General features: G+C 57.2%; 25 protein-coding genes and 1 tRNA gene. 17 read left to right on the plus strand and 9 right to left on the minus strand.

What is annotated here, in order from left to right; all coding sequences use genetic code 11:
* The first annotated feature begins 3 nt into the window (after positions 1–3).
* From Z946_RS0119005 to Z946_RS0119050, 10 genes are all read left to right on the plus strand, one after another.
* Positions 4–1,107, plus strand: a complete 1,104-nt coding sequence (locus Z946_RS0119005) for an NUDIX domain-containing protein (RefSeq protein ID WP_025057298.1) — start codon at positions 4–6, stop codon at positions 1,105–1,107.
* A gap of 57 nt (positions 1,108–1,164) precedes the next feature.
* Positions 1,165–2,199 carry a cysteine synthase A gene (locus Z946_RS0119010; protein WP_025057299.1) on the plus strand — a complete coding sequence of 345 codons (1,035 nt, stop codon included), beginning with the start codon at positions 1,165–1,167 and terminating at the stop codon, positions 2,197–2,199.
* Positions 2,199–4,562 (plus strand): DUF3772 domain-containing protein, encoded by a 2,364-nt coding sequence (locus tag Z946_RS0119015; protein WP_025057300.1) that lies wholly within the window; start codon positions 2,199–2,201, stop codon positions 4,560–4,562. The genes Z946_RS0119010 and Z946_RS0119015 overlap by 1 nt, the downstream gene beginning before the upstream one ends.
* On the plus strand, positions 4,559–5,278 hold the full coding sequence (locus Z946_RS0119020) for an alanyl-tRNA editing protein (protein ID WP_025057301.1): 720 nt from the start codon (positions 4,559–4,561) through the stop codon (positions 5,276–5,278). Before Z946_RS0119015 ends, Z946_RS0119020 begins: the two co-directional genes overlap by 4 nt.
* 83 nt (positions 5,279–5,361) lie before the next feature.
* Positions 5,362–5,451, plus strand: a tRNA-Ser gene (locus tag Z946_RS0119025).
* A gap of 172 nt (positions 5,452–5,623) precedes the next feature.
* Positions 5,624–7,072, plus strand: coding sequence for an amidase (locus tag Z946_RS0119030; protein WP_025057302.1), 1,449 nt, complete (start codon positions 5,624–5,626; stop codon positions 7,070–7,072).
* Between the two features lie 42 nt (positions 7,073–7,114).
* Positions 7,115–8,170: an ABC transporter ATP-binding protein gene (locus Z946_RS0119035; protein ID WP_025057303.1), complete on the plus strand. Its 1,056-nt coding sequence runs from the start codon at positions 7,115–7,117 to the stop codon at positions 8,168–8,170.
* Complete coding sequence (locus tag Z946_RS0119040; protein WP_025057304.1) at positions 8,167–9,069, plus strand: ABC transporter permease; 903 nt, start codon at positions 8,167–8,169, stop codon at positions 9,067–9,069. Before Z946_RS0119035 ends, Z946_RS0119040 begins: the two co-directional genes overlap by 4 nt.
* Complete coding sequence (locus Z946_RS0119045) at positions 9,062–9,868, plus strand: ABC transporter permease (protein WP_025057305.1); 807 nt, start codon at positions 9,062–9,064, stop codon at positions 9,866–9,868. Before Z946_RS0119040 ends, Z946_RS0119045 begins: the two co-directional genes overlap by 8 nt.
* 30 nt (positions 9,869–9,898) lie before the next feature.
* A complete protein-coding gene (locus Z946_RS0119050; RefSeq protein WP_025057306.1) occupies positions 9,899–10,924 on the plus strand; it encodes an extracellular solute-binding protein in 1,026 nt (341 codons plus the stop codon).
* A 49-nt stretch (positions 10,925–10,973) separates the two neighbouring features.
* Here the strand turns inward: Z946_RS0119050 and Z946_RS0119055 are convergent, their stop codons facing one another.
* Entirely contained in the window at positions 10,974–12,005 is a 1,032-nt protein-coding gene (locus Z946_RS0119055) for a histone deacetylase family protein (RefSeq protein ID WP_025057307.1), read from the minus strand.
* A 175-nt stretch (positions 12,006–12,180) separates the two neighbouring features.
* Here Z946_RS0119055 and Z946_RS0119060 point away from each other — a divergent pair, with 175 nt between their 5' ends.
* Both Z946_RS0119060 and galE read left to right on the plus strand, forming a co-directional pair.
* The gene (locus Z946_RS0119060) at positions 12,181–12,810 is read left to right on the plus strand and encodes a sugar transferase (RefSeq protein ID WP_160170293.1); all 630 of its coding nucleotides are present in this window, start codon (positions 12,181–12,183) and stop codon (positions 12,808–12,810) included.
* Between the two features lie 96 nt (positions 12,811–12,906).
* The gene (gene galE / locus Z946_RS0119065; protein WP_025057309.1) at positions 12,907–14,016 is read left to right on the plus strand and encodes a UDP-glucose 4-epimerase GalE; all 1,110 of its coding nucleotides are present in this window, start codon (positions 12,907–12,909) and stop codon (positions 14,014–14,016) included.
* A 104-nt stretch (positions 14,017–14,120) separates the two neighbouring features.
* On the opposite strand, the gene mepK is transcribed toward galE, so the two are convergent.
* Complete coding sequence (gene mepK, locus Z946_RS0119070) at positions 14,121–14,690, minus strand: peptidoglycan L,D-endopeptidase MepK (protein WP_025057310.1); 570 nt, start codon at positions 14,688–14,690, stop codon at positions 14,121–14,123.
* Positions 14,691–15,011: 321 nt separating this feature from the next.
* Between mepK and Z946_RS0119075 the strand changes: the two genes are divergently transcribed.
* The 4 genes from Z946_RS0119075 to Z946_RS0119090 are packed head-to-tail and all read left to right on the plus strand — an operon-like array spanning position 15,012 to position 19,252.
* On the plus strand, positions 15,012–16,625 hold the full coding sequence (locus tag Z946_RS0119075; protein WP_025057311.1) for a L,D-transpeptidase family protein: 1,614 nt from the start codon (positions 15,012–15,014) through the stop codon (positions 16,623–16,625).
* Positions 16,626–16,657: 32 nt separating this feature from the next.
* Positions 16,658–17,749 carry a UDP-3-O-(3-hydroxymyristoyl)glucosamine N-acyltransferase gene (gene lpxD / locus Z946_RS0119080; RefSeq protein ID WP_025057312.1) on the plus strand — a complete coding sequence of 364 codons (1,092 nt, stop codon included), beginning with the start codon at positions 16,658–16,660 and terminating at the stop codon, positions 17,747–17,749.
* Between the two features lie 32 nt (positions 17,750–17,781).
* Entirely contained in the window at positions 17,782–18,039 is a 258-nt protein-coding gene (locus Z946_RS0119085) for an acyl carrier protein (RefSeq protein WP_025057313.1), read from the plus strand.
* Positions 18,040–18,043: 4 nt separating this feature from the next.
* Positions 18,044–19,252, plus strand: coding sequence for a beta-ketoacyl-[acyl-carrier-protein] synthase family protein (locus tag Z946_RS0119090; RefSeq protein ID WP_025057314.1), 1,209 nt, complete (start codon positions 18,044–18,046; stop codon positions 19,250–19,252).
* A 63-nt stretch (positions 19,253–19,315) separates the two neighbouring features.
* On the opposite strand, the gene Z946_RS0119095 is transcribed toward Z946_RS0119090, so the two are convergent.
* On the minus strand, positions 19,316–19,957 hold the full coding sequence (locus tag Z946_RS0119095) for an invasion associated locus B family protein (RefSeq protein ID WP_025057315.1): 642 nt from the start codon (positions 19,955–19,957) through the stop codon (positions 19,316–19,318).
* A 430-nt stretch (positions 19,958–20,387) separates the two neighbouring features.
* On the opposite strand from Z946_RS0119095, the gene Z946_RS0119100 reads away from it, so the two are divergent.
* Complete coding sequence (locus Z946_RS0119100) at positions 20,388–21,959, plus strand: helicase HerA-like domain-containing protein (protein ID WP_221228684.1); 1,572 nt, start codon at positions 20,388–20,390, stop codon at positions 21,957–21,959.
* A gap of 68 nt (positions 21,960–22,027) precedes the next feature.
* Here the strand turns inward: Z946_RS0119100 and Z946_RS0119105 are convergent, their stop codons facing one another.
* Genes Z946_RS0119105 through Z946_RS0119130 form a run of 6 tightly spaced genes read right to left on the minus strand, consistent with a single transcriptional unit; the run spans position 22,028 to position 26,874 of the window.
* Positions 22,028–23,332: a branched-chain amino acid ABC transporter permease gene (locus tag Z946_RS0119105; protein WP_025057317.1), complete on the minus strand. Its 1,305-nt coding sequence runs from the start codon at positions 23,330–23,332 to the stop codon at positions 22,028–22,030.
* The gene (locus Z946_RS0119110) at positions 23,329–24,339 is read right to left on the minus strand and encodes a branched-chain amino acid ABC transporter permease (protein WP_025057318.1); all 1,011 of its coding nucleotides are present in this window, start codon (positions 24,337–24,339) and stop codon (positions 23,329–23,331) included. The genes Z946_RS0119105 and Z946_RS0119110 overlap by 4 nt, the downstream gene beginning before the upstream one ends.
* Positions 24,339–24,692 carry a hypothetical protein gene (locus tag Z946_RS0119115; RefSeq protein WP_025057319.1) on the minus strand — a complete coding sequence of 118 codons (354 nt, stop codon included), beginning with the start codon at positions 24,690–24,692 and terminating at the stop codon, positions 24,339–24,341. The genes Z946_RS0119110 and Z946_RS0119115 overlap by 1 nt, the downstream gene beginning before the upstream one ends.
* Positions 24,693–24,696: 4 nt before the next feature.
* Positions 24,697–25,515, minus strand: coding sequence for an ABC transporter ATP-binding protein (locus tag Z946_RS0119120; protein WP_025057320.1), 819 nt, complete (start codon positions 25,513–25,515; stop codon positions 24,697–24,699).
* Positions 25,516–25,531: 16 nt separating this feature from the next.
* Positions 25,532–26,095 carry a hypothetical protein gene (locus Z946_RS0119125; protein ID WP_025057321.1) on the minus strand — a complete coding sequence of 188 codons (564 nt, stop codon included), beginning with the start codon at positions 26,093–26,095 and terminating at the stop codon, positions 25,532–25,534.
* A complete protein-coding gene (locus Z946_RS0119130; RefSeq protein WP_025057322.1) occupies positions 26,092–26,874 on the minus strand; it encodes an ABC transporter ATP-binding protein in 783 nt (260 codons plus the stop codon). Before Z946_RS0119130 ends, Z946_RS0119125 begins: the two co-directional genes overlap by 4 nt.
* Positions 26,875–26,921: the final 47 nt, after the last annotated feature.

Genomic DNA, 26,921 nt, shown 5'->3' on the forward strand with positions numbered 1-26,921 from the left:
TATATGAGCACATTGTTCTTTTATGGAACGCTGCGGCATGTGCCGTTGCTTGAAATCGTGCTTGGCAGACCGGCCGACAGTCTTGATGCCACTCGTGCAAAATTGCCCGGCTACTGCGTTTCGTCTGTTGCTCAAGGACCGTTCCCGATGATCGCACCCGATGGCGAGCATGAAGCTGACGGGCTGGTTTTGCGGGGGCTGACCCGCTCGGATATCCGGCGGCTTGATTTTTACGAAGGCAGTTTTGACTATGACCTGCATCAGACTGCTTTGACGGATGGGACAAAAGTACAGGTCTACGTACCGCAGGCCGGGCGCTGGACGCCTGATGGACCATGGTCGCTGGCAGACTGGGTGTCTGATCTGGGTGACATGAGCATGATCGCCGCAGGTGAAGTGATGTCCTACTACGGGACGCGCAGCCGCGATGAAGTGGCAGAGATGTTTCCGGTCATTCGCGCGCGGGCGTCCGCGGCTGTCCGTGCGCAACAATCGGTTCATGGCACATCCACCTTTCAAGGGCAGGTGGATGTGCTGTCGCGGGACCGGCGCTATTCCGATTTTTTTGCATTGGATGAATTCACACTGCGGCACGACAAGTTCGATGGCAGCACGTCCGATCAGATGCACCGCGCTTTGTTTGTCGCCGCGGACGCCGCCTTGGTGCTGCCCTATGATCCGGTCCGCGACCGCGTGATGCTGGTTGAACAGGTACGCTTTGGTCCTTTGGCGCGTGGGGATCACACACTTTGGCAGTTGGAGCCGATCGCGGGACGCGTTGATCCCGGTGAAACCCCGCAGGAGGCCGCGCGGCGCGAAGCGCTTGAGGAAGCGGGGCTTGAGCTTGATGCGCTAGAGACCATTGCCGAGAGCTATCCGTCACCGGGGACATCCTCGGAGTTCTATTACATTTACCTTGCGCTCACTGATTTGCCCGACCGTAGTGCAGGCTTGGGCGGACTGGCGGAAGAGCATGAAGACATCCGCTCCCATCTGATCCCTTTTGATGAACTGATGGAGCGCGCGAAGGCACTTGATTTTGGCAATGCGGCGCTTGTAGCGGCTGTATATTACCTCGCCTATCACAGGGATCGCTTGAGGTCTTGAAAGGCGGGCGCTACACCCGATCTAGACTACTGAAACCTTTTCCTGCCGGAGGCTCTCATGCACGTTGCATCCGATCTCGCCAATGCGATTGGCAAAACCCCGTTGATCAAGCTTCGCGGACCGTCCGAGGCGACGGGATGTGACATCTATGGCAAAGCGGAGTTTATGAACCCTGGCCAGTCGGTCAAGGATCGTGCGGCGCTTTATATTATCAAGGATGCGATTGCCAAAGGGACATTGAAACCCGGTGGAACCATCGTCGAAGGTACAGCCGGCAACACGGGTATCGGGCTTGCGCTGGTGGGTGCCTCCATGGGCTTCAAAACCGTGATCGTCATTCCCGAGACGCAGTCGGAAGAAAAGAAAGATATGTTGCGCCTCGCGGGGGCAGAACTGGTGCAGGTACCTGCCGCCCCGTACCGCAACCCCAACAACTTCGTACGCTACTCCGAACGGCTCGCGAACGAGCTTGCACGCTCCACCAACGAAGGCGTCATCTGGGCGAACCAGTTCGACAACGTGGCGAACCGGCAGGCGCACGTCGAAACAACCGGTCCCGAGATCTGGGAGCAGACAGGCGGCAAGGTCGACGGCTTTTGCTGCGCTGTCGGTTCAGGTGGTACGCTTGCAGGCATCGCAATGGCGCTCCAGCCCAAGGGCGTCAAAATCGCGCTGGCGGACCCTGACGGGGCGGCGCTACATAGCTATTACACCACCGGAGAGCTGGCCTCGGAAGGTGGATCGATTGCCGAGGGCATCGGACAGGTGCGCATCACCAAGAACCTCGAAGGTCTGACACCTGATTTCAGCTACAATATTCCGGACAGCGAGGCGCTGCCGGTTGTCTTTGATCTTTTGCAGGACGAGGGTCTTTGCCTCGGTGCGTCCTCTGGCGTGAACGTGGCAGGTGCTATGCGGTTGGCGCGTGATCTTGGGCCGGGCCACACGATTGTAACGATCCTGTGCGATTTCGGAACGCGGTATCAGTCAAAACTGTTCAACCCCGCGTTCCTGCACGAAAAAGGTCTGCCCGTTCCTGCGTGGCTTGAACGGGAAAGTGCTGTTTTGCCGAATGTGTTTGAAGACAGCTGATGCGCCGCGTCTTTTGGTGTTTATGCCTGCTGGTCGGTCTTTCGATAGGATTTGCTTCTGTCGGCAAGGCACAGAATGCCCTGATAAAGGATTTCTCGCGGTGGTCTGATCTCGCCACGAAAACAGAAGATGCGCTTGATGCCGATGACACCGAAAGCACGGTGCTTGAAGACCTGCGCAATCAGGTGGTCGAGTTCCGTGCGGAGTTTGACGCTGCAAGCGATCTGAACGCGGCCCGTATCGCGACGCTGCGCGAGCAGATCGCGGCCTTGGGCGAGCCACCTGCGGACGAAACTTCGGGGTCCGAGCCGCCTGATGTAGCCGCACAGCGTGCCGATTTGAACGAGCAGCTTTCGTCACTGCTGACGCCCGTCCAGCAGGCAGAAGCGCAATTTGTGCGCGCAGATGCGTTGGTCTCGCAGATCGATCAGTCTTTACGGGAACGCCAAACGCAGCAACTGCTGAGCACGGCGCCCATTCCCCTGAACCCGATACATTGGGAACAGGCGATCAAGGACCTGACGGCGTCCGTCAAGACGTTGATGCAGCAGACGCCGGATATGCAGCCCGAGCTGCAGGGCGTTGATCTGCGTACAGACTTGCCCGTCACCATTGTTCTTGGACTGCTGGGCCTTGCGCTCATTTTCCGTGGTCGGTTCTGGTCGCGCATGATTGCCACCAGCTTGCAACGCATTGGCGGGCGCGGTTTTGGCATTTGGCGATTTCTGGCTTCGCTCTTGCGCATTGTGCTGCCCTTTGGCGGCTTGAACCTGCTCGCGTTGTCGGCAATCTCTACGGGTCTGTTCGGTCCGGCCCTGAACGAGATGTTTTTGCTGTTTGCGTTTCTCGGCGGCATCATGCTGGCCGTGCGGTGGGTGGCAGAACGGGTTTTCTCGCGCGATGATGACGAAGCCCTGATCCCGTTGGCCGCAGGCAAGCGGCGTGAAGTGCGCTTTCACGTTACTGTCATTACCGTACTCATCATCCTGTCGGAACTGATCTACCAGATCCTCGCTGTCGATGAGGTTGCCGCGGCATCACGGTCCGTACTGGGCTTCCCGATGACGGTATTGGTCGCCGTATCCCTCTACCGGATCGGGCTGATCCTGCGCGGCTACAAAAACGCACAGCTTGCCGAGACAGAGGAAGACGAGACCCGCGTTGCAACCATGGCGCGGTTTGTCGGAGGTTTGGGTACGGGCGCGGTGGTGGTGGCGATTGTCGCGCCTCTGCTTGCGGCTGCGGGATACTTCCGCGCGGCGGATGCGCTGATGCCCCCCTATATCATGACCCTCGTTGTCCTGGGCGCAGTCATGGCATTCCAGCGGTTTGCGGCTGATGTCTACGGTGCCATCACAGGGCAGGGAGAGCAGGCGCGCGATGCACTGATGCCCGTCCTCTTCGGGCTTATCTTGTTGGCCGTTGCGACACCACTTCTGGCGCTGATCTGGGGCGCACGCGTCACCGACCTGACAGAGCTTTGGAGCGGTTTCCTGCGCGGCTTTGCAGTGGGCGATACCCGAATTTCCCCGACCGATTTTCTGACTTTTGCCATCATCTTTGCCCTTGGCTACGTGTTGACCCATTTGCTCAAGACCGCGCTGCGCAGCAACGTCTTGCCCAAAACACAAATCGAAATCGGTGCCCAGAACGCCATTGTGTCGGGTGTGGGCTATGTCGGTATTTTTCTGGCGGCTCTTGCGGCGATTACGGGGGCAGGGATTGATCTCAGCTCGCTTGCTATTGTGGCTGGTGCGCTTTCCGTTGGTATCGGTTTCGGTTTGCAGAACATCGTCAGCAACTTTGTCAGCGGCATCATTCTGCTGATCGAGCGTCCGATCTCAGAAGGGGACTGGATCGAAGTTGGCGGCCAGATGGGCCATGTCCGCGATATCTCTGTCCGCTCCACACGGATCGAGACATTCGACAAGACCGATATGATTGTGCCAAACGCCGATCTGGTCAGCGGCACTGTCACCAACTACACGCGCGGCAACACCACAGGGCGCGTTATCGTCACGGTGGGTGTGGCTTACGGCACGGACACGAAAAAGGTTGAGGAAATGCTGCGCGAAATCGCAGAGGAACAGCCGATGGTGATGACCACACCGCCGCCGACAATCCTGTTTGTGAATTTCGGCGCGGATGCACTGGAATTCGAAGTGCGCTGTTTCCTGCGTGATGTCCATTTTATGCTGGTGGTAAAGAGCGACATCAACCATGCAATCGCTGCACGTTTCGCAGAGGAGGGGATCGAGATACCCTTCGCACAACGCGATGTCTGGCTGCGAAACCCCGAGGCGTTGCGGGCGGCATCAGACGCCAAGAACGGCAACGATAAAGCAGATGAGGTTCCGACATGACGACAACGCTCTTTCGGACGGACGCCTATCAGCGCGAAGCCCCCGCGATGGTCGCCTCCATAACGGCAGAGGGCGGGATCGTGCTGGACCAGAGCCTGTTTTATCCGACGGGAGGGGGGCAGCCGGGGGATTCCGGCTGGATCAGTTGGGACGGCAAACACCTTCCAATCGCCACCACGGTCAAAGGCGACGGGGATGAAATCGTCGCCGTTCCGGCAGAGCCGCAGGCGCTGCCGCCACTGGGGGCACATGTGACGCAAACCCTTGATTGGGACCGGCGCCACAAACACATGCGGGTGCATACGGCATTGCATCTGTTGTCGGTTGTCGTGCCGTTTGGTGTGACTGGTGGTCAGATATCGGCAACCCACGGCCGGCTGGATTTTGACATGCCCGACGCACCAGAAGACCGCGATGCGATAGAACACGCGCTCAACGAATACACCGCGCAGGATTTGCTGGTCAGCGAAGCATGGATGACTGCAGCCGAGCTTGACGCAAATCCCCATCTGGTCAAGACCATGGCCGTAAAGCCCCCCAAATCGGCAGGCGATATACGTCTTATCCAGATCGGCGAAGAGGGCGCGTGGATTGATCTTCAGCCCTGCGGTGGCACCCATGTGGCTCGTACCGGCGAAATTGGTGCGCTGAGGCTGGGCAAGATCGAGAAGAAGGGCCGCATGAACCGACGGATTTACCTCCATCTTGATAGCTGAGCCACAGGTCTGAAAGTTTGCCACACAAGGGCTGCATTTCGGGCTTGCAACTTGGGGCAGGGTCATACTAAACCCCGCGCAATGGATCGGTGGCCGAGTGGTCGAAGGCGCACGCCTGGAAAGTGTGTAGGCGGGAGACCGTCTCCAGGGTTCGAATCCCTGTCGATCCGCCATTACCCTCCTCGTGTGATTTTAATGTCATCGGCCCTTGTGGTGCCGGTTTGCGTTAAGGTGATCGCGAACGATTGCAGTGCCCCTGTCAAAGGTCTAACATTTTAAGTGTGAACAATATTTGCGCTGCGCCGCACTGACATATCGCTGCGATTACAAGGGTTTGTGGGATCTATGGGACAGAATTTTCAAGAAGACGCGACAGCAGTTGCCGAGCTGGTATCATCAGGAGCCGCGTCGCCGGACGAGATGCTGGATGAAGCGCTTGCCCGTGTCGCGGCCCTGAACCCTGCTCTGAATGCTGTTGTCTTAATCAACGAAGAGGCCGCGCGTGCGGCGATCAGGCAAGGGCTGCCAGATGGTCCGTTTCGAGGGGTCCCGTTTCTGATCAAGGATCTGGGTGCCGAGGCGCAGGATTTTCCTTCAAACAATGGCTCCAATCTCCTGCGGGACACGCGCTATAGCTACGACAGCGAGATTTTTCTACGGATGCGGGCGACCGGTGTTGTGACCTTTGGGCGGACCACGTCACCAGAAGGCGGCATCGGACCAGTGACCGAAGCAGCTGTCTATGGCGGGCCGACACGTAACCCGTGGGATGTGACACGCACGTCTGGCGGCTCTTCCGGTGGATCGGGTGCGGCGGTGGCTGCGGGCATTGTGCCGATGGCGCACGGCTCTGATGGCGGCGGATCGGTGCGTATTCCGGCCTCCAGCTGCGGGTTGTTCGGGTTCAAGCCGACACGGGCGCGTCTTCCGGATGGGCCAGCATCCGGTGAGGGCTGGGCGGGGATGGCAACCGACGGCTTTCTGACCCGTTCTGTTCGCGACAATGCCGCGATGATGGATGCCTGCGCAGGGCCTGATCTGGGCGCGCCCTACGCAGCACCCGAGATGGAAATGGCATATGGGCAAGCGATCCAGCGCCCGCCAAAACGGCTACGCATCGCGCTGTGTTACACGACGTTCACCGGCAAGCCGATAGGCCCCGACTGCAAAGCCGCCGTCGAAAAAACGGCGAAGCTGCTTTCCAATATGGGGCATGATGTCATCCCACATGTCCCGCAGGCCGATCACGAAGGCATGATGCACGCATGGACCAAGATCGTGGCGTGCGGCACGGCGTCCTGGATCGACAGCACGCTCAATGCGAAGGGGCGCGCGCTCCAACAGGGCGATATTCAGGGCGTTGCCGAAAGTGCGCATCGCATGGCGCAGGGCATATCCGGGGCAGAGTATCTGAACGCGGTGAACAAGATCCACAGCTACGGGCGCGAAATGGCAGCGGTCTTTGGCGACTATGACATTATTCTGTCATCCACTTTGGCAGAACCTCCCGCCGCTGTGGGCCGTTTCACCCATGACCGAGACGATTATGAGAATTACCGCGTTGGGGCCGGGGGTGTGTTCGAATATTCGCCATTTTGCGCCACATTCAACGCAAGTGGACAACCCGCAGCATCGGTGCCTATGCATTGGACCGATGAAGGGTTGCCGGTTGGCATCCACCTTGCCGCAGCATTCGGTCAGGACGCCACGTTGATCGCACTTTGCGCAGAACTTGAGCAAGCTGCACCATGGGCAAACCGCAAGCCTGCGATGCTCACAGAATACCTTGCATAAGGCTGCAGCCGGGCGCATGGTCATTTGTGGGGGTACTGGTAATTGAATAAAAATATCGCGATTGATGCGCGCAATGTCGGCAAGATTTACGGTACAGGATCAGGTGCTGTTACGGCGCTGGGTGATGTATCAATAGCCATCGAACAGGGTGAATTCTTTACGCTTTTGGGCCCGTCAGGCTGTGGCAAGACGACGCTTCTGCGCTGCATTGCAGGCTTTGAAACGCCGACATCCGGCACAATTCATCTGTCCGGACGTGACATCACGTATACGCCGCCTAACCAGCGTCCGGTGAACACGGTCTTTCAATCCTATGCGCTGTTCCCGCATTTAAGTGTCGCGGACAACGTGGGATTTGGCCTGAAGATGCAGGGTAAGCCCGCGGCAGAGGTGAAAGCTGCGGTCGAACGGGTGCTGGCGCTGGTTAAACTGGAGGACTTTGCCAAAAGGTTGCCGCAACAATTGTCAGGGGGTCAGCAACAACGCGTTGCACTGGCGCGGGCGCTTGCTCCTGAGCCGGAGGTTCTGTTGCTGGACGAGCCGCTCTCTGCACTGGACCTCAAGCTGCGCAAGGAAATGCAGAGTGAGCTGAAGCGTTTGCAGACCGAAACAGGCATCACCTTTATCTTTGTGACCCACGATCAAGAAGAGGCGCTGACAATGTCCAACCGGATCGGCGTGATGTCGGCGGGCGCGCTTTTGCAGGTCGGCACACCGCATGATATCTATGACCGACCTGTAAACCGCTTTGTCGCTGATTTCATCGGAGAGACGAATTTCCTAGAAGGGCGGGTAGAGGACGGGCAAGTGCGGCTTGGTACCGGCGATCTTCTGGCAGTCCCATTGGAAGATCAGGCGGGCGGTGTGACGCTGGCCATTCGGCCCGAGCAGGTTAGCATTGGCCCCGTCGGCGCGGCTATACCCGCAAAAATAGTAGACGCGACCTATTTGGGGACGGACACACACTATACTCTAGCGCTCAGCGACGGGAGCCAGCTTGTAGCGCGGGTGCAATCCAACTCTGCCTCACGTTTCGGCGTTGGTGACGAAGTGGGTGTTACCATTGATGATTACGCGGTGCAGGTCCTGAAATCATGAGCAAGGCACCGGTTAAACGCAGCAAGGGCGTGGATGGCTGGCTGTTGTCCGCACCTGCGCTCATCCTTCTCGTCATCGCGGCCTGTGGCCCTTTGCTGATCGTTGCGGTTTATTCAGTGCTGGAGAAAGGCGACTATTCAGGTGTGCGCTGGATTCTGTCTGGTGATGGATGGTTTCAGGTGCTTTTCCAGCGCGATATCTTCGATCAGACAGTCAGCCTTGCGGATGCGAACCTGTCGATCTTCTGGCGCTCTATCAAACTCTCGATCGCAACAACGCTTATTACTTTTGCCTTCGGGTTGCCAACGGCATGGTTCATCGCAACGCGACCGCCAACTTCACGGGCGATCTGGTTGTTTCTAATCACTATTCCGTTCTGGACCAACCTGCTGATCCGCACCTTCGCCATCATGGAGGTGATCCGCAATCAGGGCATCTTGAACACCGCACTGATGAACATGGGCTTGATCTCCGAGCCGATCCAGATCCTTTACACCGACACAGCCGTTCTGATTGGCATGGCCTACGTCTACCTGCCGCTGATGGTTCTGCCGCTCTATGCCGCGATTGACCGCTTTGATTTTCGTTTGATTGAGGCGGGTTACGACCTTTATGCATCGCGCTGGCAGGTGCTTCGCAGTGTGATCCTGCCGATTGTGAAACCTGGCATTATCGCGGGATCGATCCTTGTTTTCATTCCCAGCCTCGGCGCTTACGTCACGCCGCGTGTTTTGGGGGGTGGCAAGAATATGATGATCGGAAATTTCATTGAATTGCAGTTCGGGCAGGGCCAGAACTGGCCCCTTGGTGCAGCGCTGTCGACACTGCTACTCCTGATCGTGCTGGTGTCGTTGGTCGTCTATACGCGGGTGTCTTCACGGGATGAGCCACATGGCTAAACCACGCGTTTACGATGTAACAACCTTGCCGGGATTTACCTTCATCGCGATTACGGCCTTTGTACTGCTTTATGCTCCGATTATTACGCTGGTGATCTATTCATTCAACGGTGGCAATTCGGTCAACCAATGGGGCGGGTTCTCGCTTCAATGGTATCAGGTGGCGTGGGAAAACGAAGCGGTTCAGGACGCAACGGCGCGCTCGCTGATTATCGCGCTCTGGGCCTCCGTTATATCGACCGGCGTGGCGACGATGGCCGCGCTTGGCACCACGCGGCGGGGCAAGTTCAAGGGGCAGACCACGATCTACATCATCATCAACCAGCCTTTGATGGTGCCCGAAATCGTGACTGCGGTCGCGCTGCTCATTTTCTTTTCGTCCGTGAAGGTGGCCACAGGCTATAGCGGTCTGGGCTATCTGATCCTTGCGCATTCCGCCTTTTGTATTCCGTTTGCCTACCTGCCGATCAAAGCGCGACTGGAAGGCATGGACATGACGATGGAGACCGCAGCCGCCGATCTTTATGCGTCGTCGTGGCAGACGTTCCGCTTTGTGACGCTCCCACTGTTGCTGCCGGGTGTGATTGCAGGGGCAATGCTGGCCTTTATCATATCGCTCGACAATGTGATCATCACGGAATTTGTGAAATCTGCCGGGCAGGATACACTGCCCACCTATATGCTGGGCCAGTTGCGACGGGCTCTCACGCCAGAGGTGAACGCCATCTCGACGGCACTGCTGGTGCTGACCGTGCTGATCCTGACGGTCTTTTTCATAGTTACAAGAAAGCGGGACTAACCCGCATTTCATCATCAAGGGAGACATCCGATGAAAACCTACCTGATTGCGACGACAGCCCTGCTGGGCAGCACGTTCGGTGCCTATGCCGAAGGGCAGCTGAACCTGTTTAACTGGGGCAACTACACCAGCCCCGAGATGATCACGAAGTTCACCGAAGAGACCGGCATCGAGGTGACGATCACGGATTATGACAGCAACACCACCGCCCTGACCAAAGTCGAAGCGGGCGGGTCAGGTTTTGATCTGGTGGTGCCTTCAGCCAACTATATTCCGGTTTATGTACGCAAAGGACTAATTGCGGAACTGGATCACTCAAAAATCCCGAACATCGGTAATATCGCTGCTGAGTGGAAAGATGTGCCATGGGATCCGGGCCGCGCGCATTCTGTCCCTTGGCAGTGGGGCTCCGTCGGCATTGCGGTCAACACCAGTGTTTACGATGGCGATGTGAATACATCCGAGCTGTTCCTGAACCCGCCGGAAGAGCTGGTAGGCAAGATCAATGTCGTGCCGGAAATGACCGATGTATTGAATATGGCGATCTTCAACGTAGGCGGTGAGGCTTGTACCGAAGACCTCGAAGTGCTGAAGAAAGTGCGCGACAAGATGATGGCGGCCAAGCCCAAGTGGTTGTCCATGGATTATGGCACAACCGACAAGCTGTCGTCGGGTGACTACGCCGCATCGGTAAACTGGAACGGTTCGACCATGCGCGCGCGGATCAACAACCCCGATGTTGTCTATGGCTATCCGGTTGAAGGCTATCCGTTGTTCATGGATTCGGTCGCATTGCTTTCAGACGCGCAGAACGTGGACGAAGCGTATCAGTTCATCAATTTCATCCTCGAACCCGAGAATGCTGCGATGATCTCAGGCTTTGCGCGCTATGCAAATGGTGTGGCCGGTTCAGAAGAGTTCATGCCAGAAGATATGAAGACGGCACCTGAGATCGTAACGCCTGCCGAGTTTGCAGCGGCGGGTAAGTTCCTGCCGACCTGCCCACAGTCTGCGACCGACCTCTATACAGCGATCTGGACTGAATTGCTGAAATAAAATTCTGCGCGGGAAGGCCGTCTGCGGCCTTCCCGACTTCTTTTCTCGGCTACGCGTCTTTGAAGCCTTCCAGCACGTTCACCGTGTTGATACCCACCGCTTCAACGGCATAGCCCCCCTCCATGCAGAATACTGTCGGCAGCTTCATCCGGCCGATGCGCCGGCCTGCGTCAGTGAAATCATCACTCTCGAGTTTGAAAAAGCTGATCGGATCTTCCTTGTAGGCATCAACCCCAAGCGAGACGACCAACGCCTCCGCGCCCCAAGCCGAGATTTTGGCGATTGAATCGTCCAGGGCTTCACGCCAGACATCATAGGGGGTGCCAGGGGGCATTGGATAGTTAAGGTTAAACCCTTCACCCGCACCCACACCGGTCTCGTCGGCATAGCCAAGGTAGTAGGGGTAGGCATCCTGCGGCGCGCCATGAAGCGAGGCGAACATCACATCACTTCGGTCATAAAACAGTGCCTGCGTGCCGTTGCCGTGGTGAAAGTCGATGTCCAGAATGGCGACTTTTTCGGCACCGGAGGCACGGAACATATCAGCGACAACTGCCGCGTTATTGATAAAACAGTAGCCGCCGTACTGGTCTGCGGTTGCGTGGTGACCGGGGGGGCGGCAGAGGGCAAAGGCGCTGTCGGCACCATCTGCGACCAGCCGCTGTGCTGTCTGGGCGGATGCGACCGATGACAGGGCAGCGGCCCATGTTCCCTGTGTCATCGCAGTTTCGGAGGCATGGCAATAATAGCCGACCTTGCCGTCGATGTTGTCAGGGATGCGGTCCATGTGCATACCGCGTGCGGGCACGTTGGCGGCGATAATCTCGCCTTCCATTCCAGCAGCTTTCCATTCGTCCCAAGCGGTCTCAAGAAATATGAGGTAACCCGGGTCAAGCAAGGCCTGCACCGGCTTCATATCAACCGGATCGGGGGCGCTGATCTGTGTCAGCTTCCGTTCTTTCAGGCGGTTGAGAACATATTCGACGCGCGAGGGTCGCTCGAACGGGGTCACAAACTGACCGCCGGACAGTTCGGCTTGCGGAAAATGCAAACGGTGATCTTCGCAATAAATTATCTTCATCATCGTTCCCTTGATCGTGCTGGCGTTATGCCTGCCTTGCGTCAGCTTGACTCTGATCTGCCAGCGCCGTCTAGCGCTATTTTGTCCGCACACCAAAAGGAGAATTGCATCGGGATTTCACGCTCGAAAAACAAGCGGCAAGGTTTTGTTAACCTTTCTTGATCAAGCTTGTCGGGTGAGTATCGCAAACGTGGGGAGCAGGTTGTTGGATATCGGGGGGACACGTTTGTTCTGGTGGGGCAAACGGGTGCTGGACGTGGTGTTGTCGCTGTTGCTTTTGCCGGCGCTTCTCGTGCTGGCGTGCACGCTGTTACTTTTGAACCCTTGGCTCAATCCCGGTCCCTTGCTTTATATTCAGGCGCGTGTCGGGCGTCATGATCGCTTGTTCCGGATGTATAAATTTCGCACGATGCGCAAGGGCGGGCCGCAGGTGCGATTTGCCGATCAGGAGAGTCACCGGATCACCGGACTGGGCCATCTGTTGCGACGCTACCGGTTTGATGAGTTGCCGCAGATTGTGAACGTATTGGCTGGTCAGATGAGCCTGATCGGCCCGCGCCCCGAACAACCGGAGTTCGCGAGACAATTCATGCAAAGTTTGCCGGGATACGCGCGCCGTCACACGATCCGTCCGGGACTGAGCGGGCTGTCGCAGGTCGTGCAGGGATATACCACCGACACTGACGGAACGCGGCGCAAACTTGTGCTTGATCTGCGGTATATTTCGGAATGTGGGGTGCGCATGGAGGCCTATGTGCTTTGGCGTACATTGATAACAGTGGTTACCGGCCGCGGCGCGATCTGAAATCTGGGCAATTGGCTTCATGATTAACCAAATTTATGGGTTCGCCCCCTAGTTTCCGCCTGTCGGCGCATAAAGCGCCTTGGGGGTGGAGACGGAATGCCAGCATGTATTATGTTGACGGGTGGTGCGGGTTTTATCGGGTCACATACCTATCTGGCGCTTGTGCGTGCTGGATATCAGGTTGTAATTGTTGATGATTTTTCAAACGCGGCGCGCAGTGTGCCAGACAGGCTTGCCCGCATCACACAGCGACCGGTCACATGCTATGATGTGAACGTGTCTGATCCAAAGGCGCTTGGTGCGGTGTTTGAGACCCATGCAATTGACGCTGTTGTCCACTTCGCAGCGCGAAAATCCGTCCCGCAGTCGCTGGCGCAGCCGCAAGGGTTTTTTGACGCAAACATCACAGCGCTATTGGGTCTGATGAAGGTGATGGAGCAGCACGAGGTTTCGAGGATCGTCTATTCATCCAGCGCGACCGTCTACGGCGCGCCCGAAGCCCTGCCGATCCCTGAACATGCACCGCTCACCTACACCAACCCCTACGGTCTGTCTAAGCTTTTGGGGGAGCAGTTTTTGAATCAGAAGTCTCGCACATCCAGAGCACGCGGCCTGCCGAAATGGGCCGTAGGGGTGTTGCGCTATTTCAATCCCGCAGGTGCAGATGCTTCTGGCCTGATCGGAGAGGCACCGCTCAGCAATGGTGGTAATCTGATGCCTCTTGTCGCGAAAGTTGCCAAGGGACAATTGCCTTTCGTCCAGATTTTCGGCCGTGACTACGGTACTCATGACGGAACCGGAATCCGCGACTTTATCCATGTCAGTGATCTGGCAGAGGGGCATGTGCAATCACTCGCACTGCTGCTTGGGCAGGGTCGGTCCCATACCGTCAATCTGGGTAAGGGGCAGGGGTATTCAGTACTCGATGTTATAAAGACTTATGAAGCAGTGAGTGGTCAGGCCATCCCTTACCGGTTCAAGCCACGGCGTGAGGGTGATGTCGCCGCCAGCTTTGCCGACCCCACCATGGCCGCCAGTGTGCTGGGCTTTTCTGCCAACCGGAATCTTTTGGAAATGTGCCAATCAAGCTGGCGCTGGGAATCCACAGCAGAGGCCCTTTGGCAGCCGCCGAAGATTTCCACGAGGGTGGGTAATCAAGGGCATGTTGACCGGTATGCAGGACCCGATCTTCTTGGCATTGTATGATGTTGTGGGGCGGTCCGGTGTACCTTTGACAGACGGCAACTAGAATTTGCGCAAAAAAAAGCGCCACAGCGGGCGCTTTTCGAAATCAGGACTGTCGGGGAAAATTAGCCGCCCCAGCTGCGCACCACGCCGCAATCCATGTGTACGAAGTTCGAACCGGAATAGCGGCCCACGCCGCCACCCTGACAGGCGATTGCCGCACGCGACATCTGACTGACAGAACGCGAAGACAAACGCAGATCAGCAGCCTGACCGCGCATGTGCAAAGAATTCTTGGCCACACCGCGCGATTTTGAACGGAGCATGGCGTTGGTCTTGGGGCTGCGGTAGCCCGAGAGCAACATATACGGCTCGGACACGTCCAAAAGGTTATGCGCCGCGGCCATGATATCAACCGTGCGCAAATCCATGCTTTTCACGCCATCGGTGCGCCAGTCGCGCATGAAGTAGTTCACTTCCTTCACGGCGTCTTTGATGTACTGACCTTCGATCCAGTAGATCATATCGATCCGCTCACCGGTCCGGCCCGAGTACATCTTGATCCGGCGAATATCGCCGCCGCCGCGCAAAAAACCCGCTGCGTTCGAATAGGTAGGGGCTGCTGTCAGTGCTGTTGCTGCAAAAGCGCCAAGAACTGCGCGCCGGGTCATACCGGTTGAGCTTGATCCTGTCATAGTGTGTCCCGTCTTTGCCTGTAGGCGTATGCCTGTGACCATGATGTTACATGGGCAGTAAAAGTTAGTCCCCAGATGCAACATTTTTATGGCATAGCCCGAATCCCGAACCAACCCCTTAATTCATTAGGTTCCACATTGATTGAAGTTTAGGCAGATTATTGCTCAAACTATGACGCCGCCAAAATCTGAGGCAAAACTGGGTGATGTTTTCGCACCATCTTGCGCTTTTCAGCGTCGACCACAGCAATGTTATTGGACGCTCCCTTAAAGGCACGGGACAAAGGGAAAAACACGCATATTCATTGTCCGGGGGATAGTATGAACCGCATTTCGTCACGTTTGAAGGGATTGTTTCTGGCGACGGCGTTCGCTGTCGGTACAGGGATGGTCGCGTTGCCCGTTCCGGCATTTGCTCAGGTCACGGCCTTCAAGCAGGCGATTGCCGAAGCGGCCTCCGATGATGCGGATATCGCCGCTTTCTACCGGACCAACGGGTATCAGCCGATCTGGACAGGCAGCGGAGAGGAGGACCTTAACCGCCGCGCGCAGTTGATGCATGCGATCAGGTCTGCGGCGGGTCATGGGCTACCGGTCGCACGGTATGATCCCGAGGGGCTGATGGAGCGTTTGGCCAGCGTGCGAACCTCTCGCGATCGCGGGATGGCCGAGGTCGAAATGAGCCGCGTGTTTCTGAGATATGCCCGCGATATTCAGACCGGCATGCTGACGCCCAAGCGGATCGATCCCGCAATCGTGCGGGAGATTCCCTATCGCGACCGGACCGGATACCTGACCGACCTGAGCACTGCCAAGCCTGCCGCTTTTTTCCGCGCGCTGCCGCCCAAAAGCATGGAATACAACGCGCTGATTAAGGAAAAGGTCGCGATGGAGCGGCTGTTGCTTGCGGGGGGCTGGGGCCCGACCGTACCGGCGAAATCGTTGAAACCGGGCGCGACAGGTCAGGACGTGATTGCGCTGCGTAACCGGCTGATCGCGATGGATTATCTCGACCGTACGAATGCGCGTGGCTATGATGCCGACATGCAGGCCGCGGTCCAGCAATTCCAGATTGCCCATGGTTTGAACGACGACGGTGTCGCCGGTGCTGAGACCATGCGCCAGATCAACGTCGGCGTTGAGAAGCGGCTGCAATCGGTGATGGTCGCGTTGGAACGCGAGCGGTGGTTTAACACCGAGCGCGGAAAGCGGCATGTTCTGGTCAATATTCCCGATTTTTCCGCCAAGATCATTGATGATGACAAGGTGACCTTCCGCACACGCTCCGTCGTCGGTGCAAACAAGGACGACCGACCCACGCCCGAGTTCTCCGATGTGATGGAACATATGGTTGTAAATCCAAGCTGGTATGTTCCGCGCTCGATTGTGACCAAGGAATATTTGCCTGCCCTAAAGCGGAACCGCAATGCAGCCAGCCACATCGAGATCACGGACCGCCGTGGCCGCAAAATTAACCGTGGCGCCGTGAATTTCGCGAAATATACCGAGCGCAATTTCCCTTTTGCGATGCGGCAGCCGCCCAGCCGGTCAAACGCGCTTGGTTTGGTGAAATTCATGTTCCCGAACAAGTACAACATCTATTTGCATGACACGCCTGCCAAAAGCCTGTTCGCCCGCGACGTGCGAGCGTTCAGCCATGGCTGTGTACGTTTGGCCGACCCTTTCGATTTCGCCTACGAGATGCTGTCAAAGCAGGAAGCCGATCCGGAGGGGTACTTCCAGTCTGTTCTGCGGTCCGGCCGTGAGACAAAAGTTGTGCTGAAAGAGCCGGTGCCGGTCCACCTGATCTACCGCACAGCAGTTACCAATGCGCGTGGCCATACCGAGTACCGCGCTGATGTCTATGGCCGCGACGCCAAGATCTGGAATGCGCTGTCTCGTGCAGGGGTGGTCTTGGGCGGTGTTCAGGGATAAACCTCGCGGCACGCCAACAAGGGGTGCCGCCAATGTCCTACACGATTGCCGAGATTGCCAAGTCACTGGGGGCAGAAGCCGCAGGTGATACGTCCCTTGTGATCGCACGCGCGGCTGAGCCGCAAAGTGCAGGACAGGATGATCTCGCCCTTGCGATCGACCCCAAGTATGCCGAGGGTCTGGCCGACGGGTCGGCGCGTGCGGCGATGCTGTGGCCCGGCGCAGATTGGCAGGCACTGGGGCTGAAAGCCGCTATTTTTCCTGCGCGTCCACGTTATGCGATGTCGGGGATGACCCGCATGTTGGATCAGGGGCAGGGGTTTGCAAAAGGTGTTCACCCGTCAGCGATCATTGATCCGACAGCGGTCCTTGGGGACGATGTCAGTGTTGGTCCGCTAGCTATCGTTTCAGCCGGAGCGCGGATCGGGAACGGATCGGTCATCGGCCCGCACGCCTTTGTCGGGGTGGACGTGGTTTTGGGCGAACAGGCCTATTTGCGCGAACACGTCAGCATCGGGGCACGTGTCACCATTGGCGCCCGCTGCATTCTCCAACCGGGGGCGCGGATCGGCGGGGACGGGTTCTCTTTTGTTACGGCAGAGCCTTCGACAGTTGAATCCGCCCGCAAAACGCTGGGCGATCAGGGCGAGGCGTCAGCCCAGCCGTGGATACGTATTCACTCTCTTGGGTCTGTAACCATCGGCAACGATGTCGAAATCGGCATGGGGTGCACCATCGACTGTGGCACAATCCGCAACACGACCATCGGCGATGATACGAAGCTCGATAATCAGGTGCATCTTGGACACAACGTGTCAATCGGTAGCAACTGTCTAATCTGCGGGCAGGTCGGCATCGCGGGATCTGCGCGCATCGGTAATAATGTGGTCATGGCGGGTCAGGTCGGCGTGAACGACAATATCTTTGTGGGCGACGGCGTGATCGCGGGCGGCGGCACCAAACTGATGTCGAATGTTCCGGCGGGACGGACTATGCTGGGATACCCCGCAACTCAGATGGACAAACAGGTCGAGCAGTACAAAGCCTTGCGCCGCCTGCCGCGCATGCTGCGCGAAGTGGCCGAGTTGAGAAAGGCTGTTTTCAAATCCGGTCAGGATGGCTAAATCACCGATAGGGTCAGCACAGGAATAGTCAGATGAGCCTTCAGGACGACGTCATTGCGATCATCGCGGAGCAGGCGCTGCTTGAGCCCGAAGATGTGAAACTGGATAGCACGCTCGAAAGTCTGGGCATTGATAGTCTGGGACTGGTCGAAAGCATTTTTGCAATCGAGGAAGCCTTTGACATCACGGTGCCCTTTAACGCGAATAACCCTACTGAATCGGATTTCGACATATCTTCTGTCGCAAGCATTATCGCGGGCATCGAACGGTTAAAGGCCGAACAGGCCTGATGTCATGAAACGTGTCGTAATTACCGGGGCTGGCACGATCAACGCATTGGGTCATTCCGTGGCCGACACGATGCGCGCGATGCGCGAAGGTGTGTGCGGCATCGGGCAGCTTGCGTTCCGCGATGTGGAGCGGTTGCAAATCCAGATTGGCGGCCAGGTGCGCGGCTTTGAGGCGGAGGGTCGATATAACCGTCAGCAAATGTCGCTTTATGACAGATTCACGCAGTTTACTCTGGCCGCCGCGCGCGAGGCGATCGAACAGTCGGGGCTGACATTTTCCGGCCTGCTTGCGGCAAAATCCGGCGTAGTCCTTGGGACTGCCGGTGGGGGTGTATCCACCTGGGATGACAATTACCGTGCTGTTTATGAAGAAGGTAAAAACCGGGTCCACCCCTTTGTGGTACCGAAGTTGATGAACAATGCGGCGGCCTCCCATGTCAGCATGGAGTGGAACCTCAAAGGGCCATCCTTTACCGTCTCGACCGCCTGCGCATCGTCCAACCATGCCATGGCGCAGGCCTTTGCGATGGTCAAATCCGGCATGGCGCCGGTGATGGTCACGGGTGGATCTGAATCGATGCTGTGTTTTGGCGGTGTGAAGGCGTGGGAAGGTCTACGCGTTATGAGCCGCGATGCTTGTCGCCCATTTTCGGCCAACCGCAACGGCATGGTGCAAGGCGAGGGTGCGGGCATCTTTGTCTTTGAAGAAATGCAGCACGCCAAGAAGCGTGGTGCAGAGATTTTGTGCGAAGTCATTGGCTTTGCCATGTCGTCAGACGCGAGCGATATCGTCATGCCGTCAAAAGCTGGTGCCGCACGTGCCATGGAGGGGGCGCTGGACGATGCGGGTATTAACCGCGAAGACGTCGGCTATATAAATGCGCACGGCACTGGCACGGCGGCAAACGACAAGACAGAATGCGCCGCCGTTGCGGATGTTTTCGGCCCGCATGCCGATAACCTGATGATCAGTTCCACAAAATCGATGCACGGCCACCTGATCGGCGGCACGGGCGCTGTTGAACTGCTGGCCTGCATCATGGCCGTGCGTGACGGGGTGATCGTCCCGACCATAGGCTATCAGGAACCGGACCCGGAGTGTGCGCTGGATGTCGTTCCGAACGAAGCGCGCGATGCAAAGGTTGATGTCGCGCTGAGCAATGCGTTTGCCTTTGGCGGCATGAACGCTGTTATCGCGCTGCGCAAAATCTGAAACGGTTCAAAATGAAAAAGCCGCCCCGAAAGGCGGCTTTTCATAATCTCAAAAGTGAAACGCTTACTGTTCGATCAGCGACACCTTGTCGTAGCTGGCGGTGAAGCCTTCAAGTGACAGTGTCAGCTTGACCTGCTGGTCCGGTGCCAGCGCGGGGATAATCGTGATAACCGCCTGATTACCACGTTTGAACGCCGATACATCCGCAGGCGTCAGACCCAAACGGGCATAGCATCCGACCGGATTGCAGAATGCGTAAGGATAGCGGCGTGCTTTGCCACCGTCGACAGAGATGGTCAGCTGTTGTGGCAGCGCGGTTTCAAGCGGCACAACGACAGTCGCACCGGCTTCGGCCTTGCCACCTTCGGGTAGGCGAAACAGGGAAATCTCGGCAACGGGGGCACCCTGGCCGTCATCCAGCAGCTGGTACATCTGGCAAGGATCTTCGCCGGTTTCGGTTTTGATGCAGCGCATCTCCCAGGCACCGACAACCTCTTTGGTATAAGGCTGACCCAGCTCGGGGTCCTTGTCCGCGTCCTCTCCGAGGCTCAACTGATCTTCGATCTGCGCGGCGCTGCCCGACTGTGTTGCGGGCTGTTCTGTCTGTGCCGGTTCTTCCGTCGTGGCGGTCTGGGCAAAACCCATCTGCGGGAGGCTCAGAGCCAGCGCGGCACAGAGCGGCAGGGCGGTGAAAAACTTGCTCATGTTCAATCCAAATAGTTGCGTTTTACGTGGCTTATCATGCTGTAAAAATAATGTCAGCGCCGATCATGGGAAAAGTGACCATCATCGCACGGGAACGGCTGCATCCTGCTTAAGGCATCCCAAAACGCGAAAAAGAGGACGCGAACATCCTCTTTTTACACAATTTTTCTCCCCGTCGAACTGGGCCGACTTATGACGCTACGTTACGAAAGCAATTGCGAACGGTCAACAGTGTTTAATGGTCTTTTTCCAATAGTTTGGTTTGTTTGTTATTTGAAGGAGGCCCTATGTCGAAAAAAGGCCGCACCAAGGGGCGCGGCCAGTCTGACAGGGAGGAAGTGTTCTAAGCGCAAAAGGACTTAAGCGCCGTGAACACAATGACTATGGCATGCAATGGTTAACTTTGTATGCTCGACCGGAAACAAAGCGAATGTGCCTGAGAGGAACCAGCGTGACGAATGACATTTTTATTGGAGGGGGTGGCCCGGACTATGGCACCCAGCAGTTTCTCAATATCGGCTATGCCAACCGCCACGGGTTGATCGCCGGGGCCACCGGCACCGGTAAGACTGTCACCTTGCAGATCCTCGCCGAAGGGTTCTCGGCTGCGGGCGTCCCGGTCTTCCTGTCTGACGTCAAAGGTGATCTTTCCGGCCTCGCCAAATCAGGCAGTGATACGCACAAGCTGCATGATGCATTCATGAGCCGTGCCGAGAAGATCGGTTTCGAAAATTACAACTATGCCGCATTCCCTGTCGCTTTCTGGGACCTTTATGGAAAGCAGGGCCATCCGGTGCGTACCACGGCGTCAGAGATGGGACCGCTGCTGCTTGCACAACTTCTAGGGCTGACCGAGGCGCAGGAAGGTATTCTGAACATCGCTTTCCGTGTGGCTGATGAAGACGGCTTGCCGCTTCTGGATCTAAAAGATCTACAGGCGTTATTGGTCTGGATCGGAGAGAACGCCAAGACACTGGCCCTGCGCTATGGCAACGTGTCTGCGGCTTCTGTTGGCGCAATCCAGCGCCGGTTGCTGGTGCTTGAAAACCAAGGTGCGTCCGACCTCTTTGGCGAACCGGCATTGGCGCTTAGCGACCTGATGCGTTGCGACACAGACGGGCGCGGAATGATCAACATTCTGGCCGCAGATCAGCTGATGGGGGCACCCAAACTCTACGCCACATTCCTGTTGTGGCTATTGTCCGAGTTGTTTGAGGAGCTGCCGGAAGTTGGCGATCCAGACAAGCCCAAGCTGGTTTTCTTCTTTGACGAGGCGCATCTGCTTTTCGATGACGCGCCCAAGGCACTGGTCGACAAGGTTGAACAAGTCGCGCGTCTGATCCGCTCGAAAGGTGTTGGTGTCTACTTCATCACGCAAAACCCTGCAGACGTGCCGGATGACATTTTGGGCCAGCTTGGGAACCGCGTCCAGCATGCGCTGCGTGCGTTCACCGCCAAAGACCGCAAAGAACTGCGGATGGCCGCAGAGACTTACCGCGAAAACCCGCGCTTTGACACCGAAGAGGCGATCCGCGAGGTTGGTGTGGGTGAGGCGGTAACGTCGTTCCTGCAAAAGAAAGGCGTGCCCGGAATTGTGGAGCGGACATTGATCCGGCCCCCTTCCTCGCATCTTGGTCCGATTAAGGATACGGAGCGTAATGCGTTGATGGCGGCGTCCCCGATGGCAGGCAAATATGACAAGCGTCTGGATCGCGACAGCGCATTCGAGATGCTCAAAGCACGCGCCGATCAGGCCGCCGCAGAAGCCGCTGCCGCAGAGGAAAAAGCAGAAGAGGTCGAGACACCGGCACTGCGCGAGTTTAACAATGCGCGGCGCTATGCAGGTAAGGGCGTGACCCGATCAACCTCGCGTCCACCGGCGCGGCGGGCAACCGAAGGGTTCGGCACGGCGATGGCCAATGTAGTCATCAAAGAGCTGAAAGGCACAACCGGACGCCGCATCGTACGTGGTATTCTGGGCGGGCTCTTTAAGGGGCGCTAAAGACGAAAACACCCGCGCCGGCATGTGTCCGGCGCGGGTGTATAAGCATTCTTGAACGTCAGCCCGGCTTACTTTTCCGGGATCAGCCCGCGAGGGCTGAACCGCAGCACCAGCAGCAACACCAATCCCATCGTCAGCAGGCGCATATGCGCCGCACTCTCGATCAGGTGCACCTTCAGGGGGGAGCCATCAGCCATGCCTGCCGTTATTGTATTCATCAGCCACAGGCCCATCGGCTCAACCTGAACCCACAAGAACCAGATCAGGAAACCACCCAGCACTGCACCAAGGTTGTTGCCGGACCCGCCCACGATGACCATCACCCAGATAAGGAAGGTAAAGCGCAAGGGCTGGTACGTGCCGGGTGTTAGCTGGCTGTCCATCGTGGTCATCATTGCGCCCGCAATACCGCAGATGGCAGAGCCAAGGATAAACACTTGCAAGTGGCGGGCTGTCACGTCTTTACCCATCGCTTCTGCCGCAACTTCATTATCGCGGATAGCGCGCAGCATCCGGCCCCATGGAGAGTGAAGCGCGCGCTGCGCCATCCACATCAGGATGAACAGCACAGCGGCAAACAGCACGATGTAGAGGAACTTGACCCAGAGCGTTGACCCTTCGACGGGGTCGAAACCGAAACCGGCAGCGCGTTCCACAAAGGTCGCGGAGTTCTGCAGATCAATTTCGTAGGGTACCGGACGCGGCACGCCGATTACGTTCTTCACGCCGCGTGTCAGCCAGTCTTCGTTTTTCAAGATTGCGATGATGATTTCGGCGATGCCCAGCGTCGCAATAGCCAGATAATCGGAGCGCAGACCAAGCGCGGTTTTTCCGATAAGCCAAGCTGCTGCCGCAGCGAACAGTCCGCCAACGGGCCACGCCAGAATGACCGGCAGTCCCAGACCACCCAGATAACCGGTTTGCGCCGGATTGATTTCTTCGATCCGCGCCACCGACGGGTCAAGCAGTGCGCGGAACAGGAAAAAGCCGATCACAAGCACGGCGATGACCGCCACGGTGCGCTTCCAGCCGCCCTGCATCCGCCGCATCACAAAGATCGCGGCAAGGATCGTGCCGGCACCCAGCAAAAGGGCACCTACGACGCCAAAACCACCAGCGGCAAATGCCCCCTCGGTGGGCGGCATGCCGATCAGCACAGCGGCAAGACCGCCGAGGGCGACGAAACCCATGATGCCTACGTTAAACAGACCTGCAAAACCCCATTGCAGGTTCACGCCCAACGCCATGATCGAAGAGATCAGCCCCATAGCGATGATCAAAAGCGCCGAGTTCCAGCTTTGCTGCACACCCACAATAATGATGAGCACTGCAAGAATGGCGAATAGGCCGGTGTTTTTCAAAGTGGAATTCATACCGATTGCCCCTTGAATAGACCTGTAGGTTTGAACAGCAACACGATCAGCAGGATCACAAAGCTGACGGCGAATTTGTAGTCTGTACTCAAAAGCTGGACGAGGCCCGAAGGCTCAAGGTTTTCGGGCATGAGATACACAAGGATTTTCTTCCATGCATAGGTGATCGTAACCTCGGAAAACGCGATCACAAAACCGCCCGCGATAGCGCCGATGGGATTGCCCAGACCGCCGACAATGGCGCTTGCAAAGATGGGCAGCAAAAGCTGGAAGTAGGTGAAGGGTTTGAAGGATTTATCAAGGCCGTAAAGCACGCCCGCAATCGTCGCCAGCGTGGCCACGATCATCCATGTAATCATCACCACACGCTCTGGGTTGATGCCCGACAACAGCGCCAGATCCTCGTTATCGGAATAAGCACGCATCGATTTGCCTGCACGGGTTTTATTCAGGAACCAGAAAAGCGCGATTACCACGATGATGGCAGTCACAATGGTGATCCCTTGCGTGGTTTTGAACGACAGCCCTTCGGCCAACCCCGTGGCCTTTTTGAAATCACGCGCCGAGATAATGAAGCGTTCACCATCAAAGAAGTTCTGGTCGTCCGCCCCGATGATAAAGCGTGTCACACCGTTGTAGATAAAGGTCACACCAAGGCTGACGATCACCAGAATGACCGGTTTGGCCTTTTTGACACGGTAGAATTTATAGACAGCGCGATCCGTGAACAACAGCAACCCGATGGCGAACAAGATGCCGAAGGGCAGGGCGAGCAGCGCCGTTGGCAGTGGCCCAAGCGACAGGCCCCAGCTTTGGAACAGCCACGTCAGCAGGACCGTGGCCATGGCCCCCATGGCCATGGTGTCGCCATGGGCGAAATTTGAGAACCGCAAGATGCCGTAGACCAGCGTCACACCAAGTGCGCCAAGCGCAAGCTGAGAGCCGTAGGCGACACCGGGGACAAAGACGTAGTTCAGGAAAGCGATTAGTGCGTTGAGAAGATCCATCAGCCGTCACCCATTTCACAAGAACCAAGATAGGTAATCGCCATTGGTCCGCCCATGTGAACCGTATAACGTGTCTCATTCCCTTCGGAGATGCTCAGCATATGCAGGGCCCCTTTGCCGACAAATACGATGTGTTGTTGGCCATCCGTCTCAACCAGATTGCCGCGCATGGTTTCACTGTCAGTCACGCCCGTGACCGCACGGCCCTTGTCGTTCATGCCCTCAACGGCGAAGGCATAGTTTGTCTCGGCACAGCTTTCGCCTTCCATGCATTCCTGCGTGAAGGTGCAGGAGAGGTCAGAGGCCAGCGCTGGTCCGGCGGACAGCATCATTGCTAAAATCAAACTGCGCATCGGCTCAGCCCCCCAAGAACGATTTGCGAACTTCGGGATCGGCCAAAAGCTCTTTACCCGTGCCGGTATAGGCGTTTGCACCTTGTACCAGAACATAACCTTTATCGGCGATTTCAAGCGCTTGGCGCGCATTCTGTTCCACCATGAGGATGGGGATTCCTGTGCGCGCGACTTCGATGATCCGGTCAAACAACTCGTCCATCACAATTGGGGACACACCCGCTGTCGGCTCATCCAGCATCAAGACCTTGGGCTGCGTCATCAAGGCACGCCCCACGGCAACCTGTTGGCGCTGGCCGCCCGACAGTTCGCCAGCCGCTTGCAGGCGCTTTTCCTTGAGGATCGGGAACAGGTCGTAGACCTGCGCCATCGTATCGCTGAAATCATCGGTGCGGATGAATGCCCCCATTTCAAGATTTTCCTCCACCGTCATGGAGGTAAAGATGTTCGAGGTCTGCGGCACAAAGCCCATGCCCTTGGCCACGCGGTCTTGCGGGCTAAGATCGGTGATGTCTTCGCCGTCCAACCGTACATGGCCCTTGCGCATGTCGAGCATGCCAAAGACCGCTTTCATCCCTGTTGATTTACCGGCACCGTTCGGACCCACGATCACGGCAATCTCGCCCTTATCAACGGCGATGGTGCAATCATGCAGGATATCGGGGCCGTTGCCGTAGCCTGCTGTCATGCCATCGCCAATCAGGAACGGCCCGCCGGGCGCGGCAAAGCTGGTGCCACCGCGCTGGGGTATCTCTGATCCCATCCCCTTGGGGTTGGTGATCGACGCGTCCTTGTTGCCGCGGTCGCCGTAAGGATCGCTCATGTCAGGTCTCTTTTCTTCATTCGTTACGTTCTTTTGCGCGATCCGCGCTGATACAGGTTTTCTGATCCGCACAACTGCCGCGCAGCATGTCCAAGACGGCACGCGAGTCTGCATCGATCACATCCCAGTCGAGCGTTTGCGGCCCGTCGAGGTAAAGCATGATGCGTGCGGCGTCGACGTCGGCCATCATCACGGCGCTCACGGTTTCTACGTCCTCGTAGCGGTCCAGCTGAAGCGAGCGGAAGGCACGTCCCGCGGCGATTTCCAAAGTCTCCTGCCGCACAACTTCGAGCGGCGGGTTTCCATCGGCTTCGGCCAGCGTCGCATATGTGACGTATTGCTCTTCAAGCGTGGTCACGCCGTCGCGAATGTCAGCCCCCGGGAAATCTTCAGTAAAGCTGAGCGCATAGTCCTCAAACAACAAAGTGGCACCGTCACCAAACACATCCCACGTTGCGTCCTGCCAAGATGTTCCGCCGCCACACATCCAGACACTTTGCGAAAGCTGGAAGCAGGCCGCAGCAGTCTGGGGCAGGGCGAGTGCCGCTGCGGTTACGAAGGCAAGCGCGCGCAGGCTCATGCGCCCACCTGTTCCTTGTTTTTCAGACCCGTGCCCAGATAGGCCTCGATGACCTGCTCGTTCGCCTTGATCTCGGCAAGGGTCCCTTGGGCCAGCACGCGACCTTCGGCCATACAGATGACTGGATCACACAACCGTCCGATAAAATCCATGTCATGTTCAATCACGACAAATGTGTAGCCGCGCTCTTTGTTAAGGCGCAGAATGGCATCCCCGATCGTGTTGAGCAGGGTGCGGTTCACACCGGCACCAACTTCGTCCAAAAAGACGATCTTGGCGTCCACCATCATGGTGCGGCCCAGCTCCAGCAGTTTTTTCTGACCACCCGAGATTTGACCGGCTTTCTGTTCGGCCAGATGTTCGATGGTAAGGAACTCGAGAACTTCGTCAGCCTTTGCTTTTAGCGCGCGCTCTTCATCGGCGATGCGCTTGCGGCCAAACCATGTGTTCCAGAGCGTTTCGCCCGATTGGCCACCGGGGACCATCATCAGGTTTTCGCGGCAGGACATGGAATGAAACTCGTGCGCGATCTGGAAGGTGCGTAACAGACCCTTGTGGAACAGTGTGTGTGGCGGCAGACCAGAGATGTCTTCGCCGTCCATGTAAACCTTACCGGAAGTAGGTTTAAGAACGCCCGCGATCACATTGAAAAGGGTTGTTTTTCCAGCGCCATTTGGGCCAATCAATCCAGTGATGGACCCCTTGTCAATCGACAGGCTCGATCCGTCCACCGCGTGAAAGCCGCCGAAATGCTTGTGCAGATCGTCAACGACGATCATGTGCTCATCTGAGTGCACCATCTGTCCATCCCCGTTCGCGCCACATT

Source organism: Sulfitobacter noctilucicola, from assembly GCF_000622385.1.
GTDB classification, from domain to species: Bacteria; Pseudomonadota; Alphaproteobacteria; order Rhodobacterales; family Rhodobacteraceae; genus Sulfitobacter; species Sulfitobacter noctilucicola.

Coding starts and splice junctions, on each gene's coding strand:
- Z946_RS0119005 (WP_025057298.1), top strand. CDS start 4: ATGAGCACATTGTTCTTTTATGGAACGCTGCGGCATGTGCCGTTGCTT.
- Z946_RS0119010 (WP_025057299.1), top strand. CDS start 1,165: ATGCACGTTGCATCCGATCTCGCCAATGCGATTGGCAAAACCCCGTTG.
- Z946_RS0119015 (WP_025057300.1), top strand. CDS start 2,199: ATGCGCCGCGTCTTTTGGTGTTTATGCCTGCTGGTCGGTCTTTCGATA.
- Z946_RS0119020 (WP_025057301.1), top strand. CDS start 4,559: ATGACGACAACGCTCTTTCGGACGGACGCCTATCAGCGCGAAGCCCCC.
- Z946_RS0119030 (WP_025057302.1), top strand. CDS start 5,624: ATGGGACAGAATTTTCAAGAAGACGCGACAGCAGTTGCCGAGCTGGTA.
- Z946_RS0119040 (WP_025057304.1), top strand. CDS start 8,167: ATGAGCAAGGCACCGGTTAAACGCAGCAAGGGCGTGGATGGCTGGCTG.
- Z946_RS0119045 (WP_025057305.1), top strand. CDS start 9,062: ATGGCTAAACCACGCGTTTACGATGTAACAACCTTGCCGGGATTTACC.
- Z946_RS0119050 (WP_025057306.1), top strand. CDS start 9,899: ATGAAAACCTACCTGATTGCGACGACAGCCCTGCTGGGCAGCACGTTC.
- Z946_RS0119055 (WP_025057307.1), bottom strand. CDS start 12,005: ATGAAGATAATTTATTGCGAAGATCACCGTTTGCATTTTCCGCAAGCC.
- galE (WP_025057309.1), top strand. CDS start 12,907: ATGCCAGCATGTATTATGTTGACGGGTGGTGCGGGTTTTATCGGGTCA.
- mepK (WP_025057310.1), bottom strand. CDS start 14,690: ATGACAGGATCAAGCTCAACCGGTATGACCCGGCGCGCAGTTCTTGGC.
- Z946_RS0119075 (WP_025057311.1), top strand. CDS start 15,012: ATGAACCGCATTTCGTCACGTTTGAAGGGATTGTTTCTGGCGACGGCG.
- lpxD (WP_025057312.1), top strand. CDS start 16,658: ATGTCCTACACGATTGCCGAGATTGCCAAGTCACTGGGGGCAGAAGCC.
- Z946_RS0119085 (WP_025057313.1), top strand. CDS start 17,782: ATGAGCCTTCAGGACGACGTCATTGCGATCATCGCGGAGCAGGCGCTG.
- Z946_RS0119090 (WP_025057314.1), top strand. CDS start 18,044: ATGAAACGTGTCGTAATTACCGGGGCTGGCACGATCAACGCATTGGGT.
- Z946_RS0119095 (WP_025057315.1), bottom strand. CDS start 19,957: ATGAGCAAGTTTTTCACCGCCCTGCCGCTCTGTGCCGCGCTGGCTCTG.
- Z946_RS0119100 (WP_221228684.1), top strand. CDS start 20,388: ATGTGCCTGAGAGGAACCAGCGTGACGAATGACATTTTTATTGGAGGG.
- Z946_RS0119105 (WP_025057317.1), bottom strand. CDS start 23,332: ATGAATTCCACTTTGAAAAACACCGGCCTATTCGCCATTCTTGCAGTG.
- Z946_RS0119110 (WP_025057318.1), bottom strand. CDS start 24,339: ATGGATCTTCTCAACGCACTAATCGCTTTCCTGAACTACGTCTTTGTC.
- Z946_RS0119115 (WP_025057319.1), bottom strand. CDS start 24,692: ATGCGCAGTTTGATTTTAGCAATGATGCTGTCCGCCGGACCAGCGCTG.
- Z946_RS0119120 (WP_025057320.1), bottom strand. CDS start 25,515: ATGAGCGATCCTTACGGCGACCGCGGCAACAAGGACGCGTCGATCACC.
- Z946_RS0119125 (WP_025057321.1), bottom strand. CDS start 26,095: ATGAGCCTGCGCGCGCTTGCCTTCGTAACCGCAGCGGCACTCGCCCTG.
- Z946_RS0119130 (WP_025057322.1), bottom strand. CDS start 26,874: ATGATCGTCGTTGACGATCTGCACAAGCATTTCGGCGGCTTTCACGCG.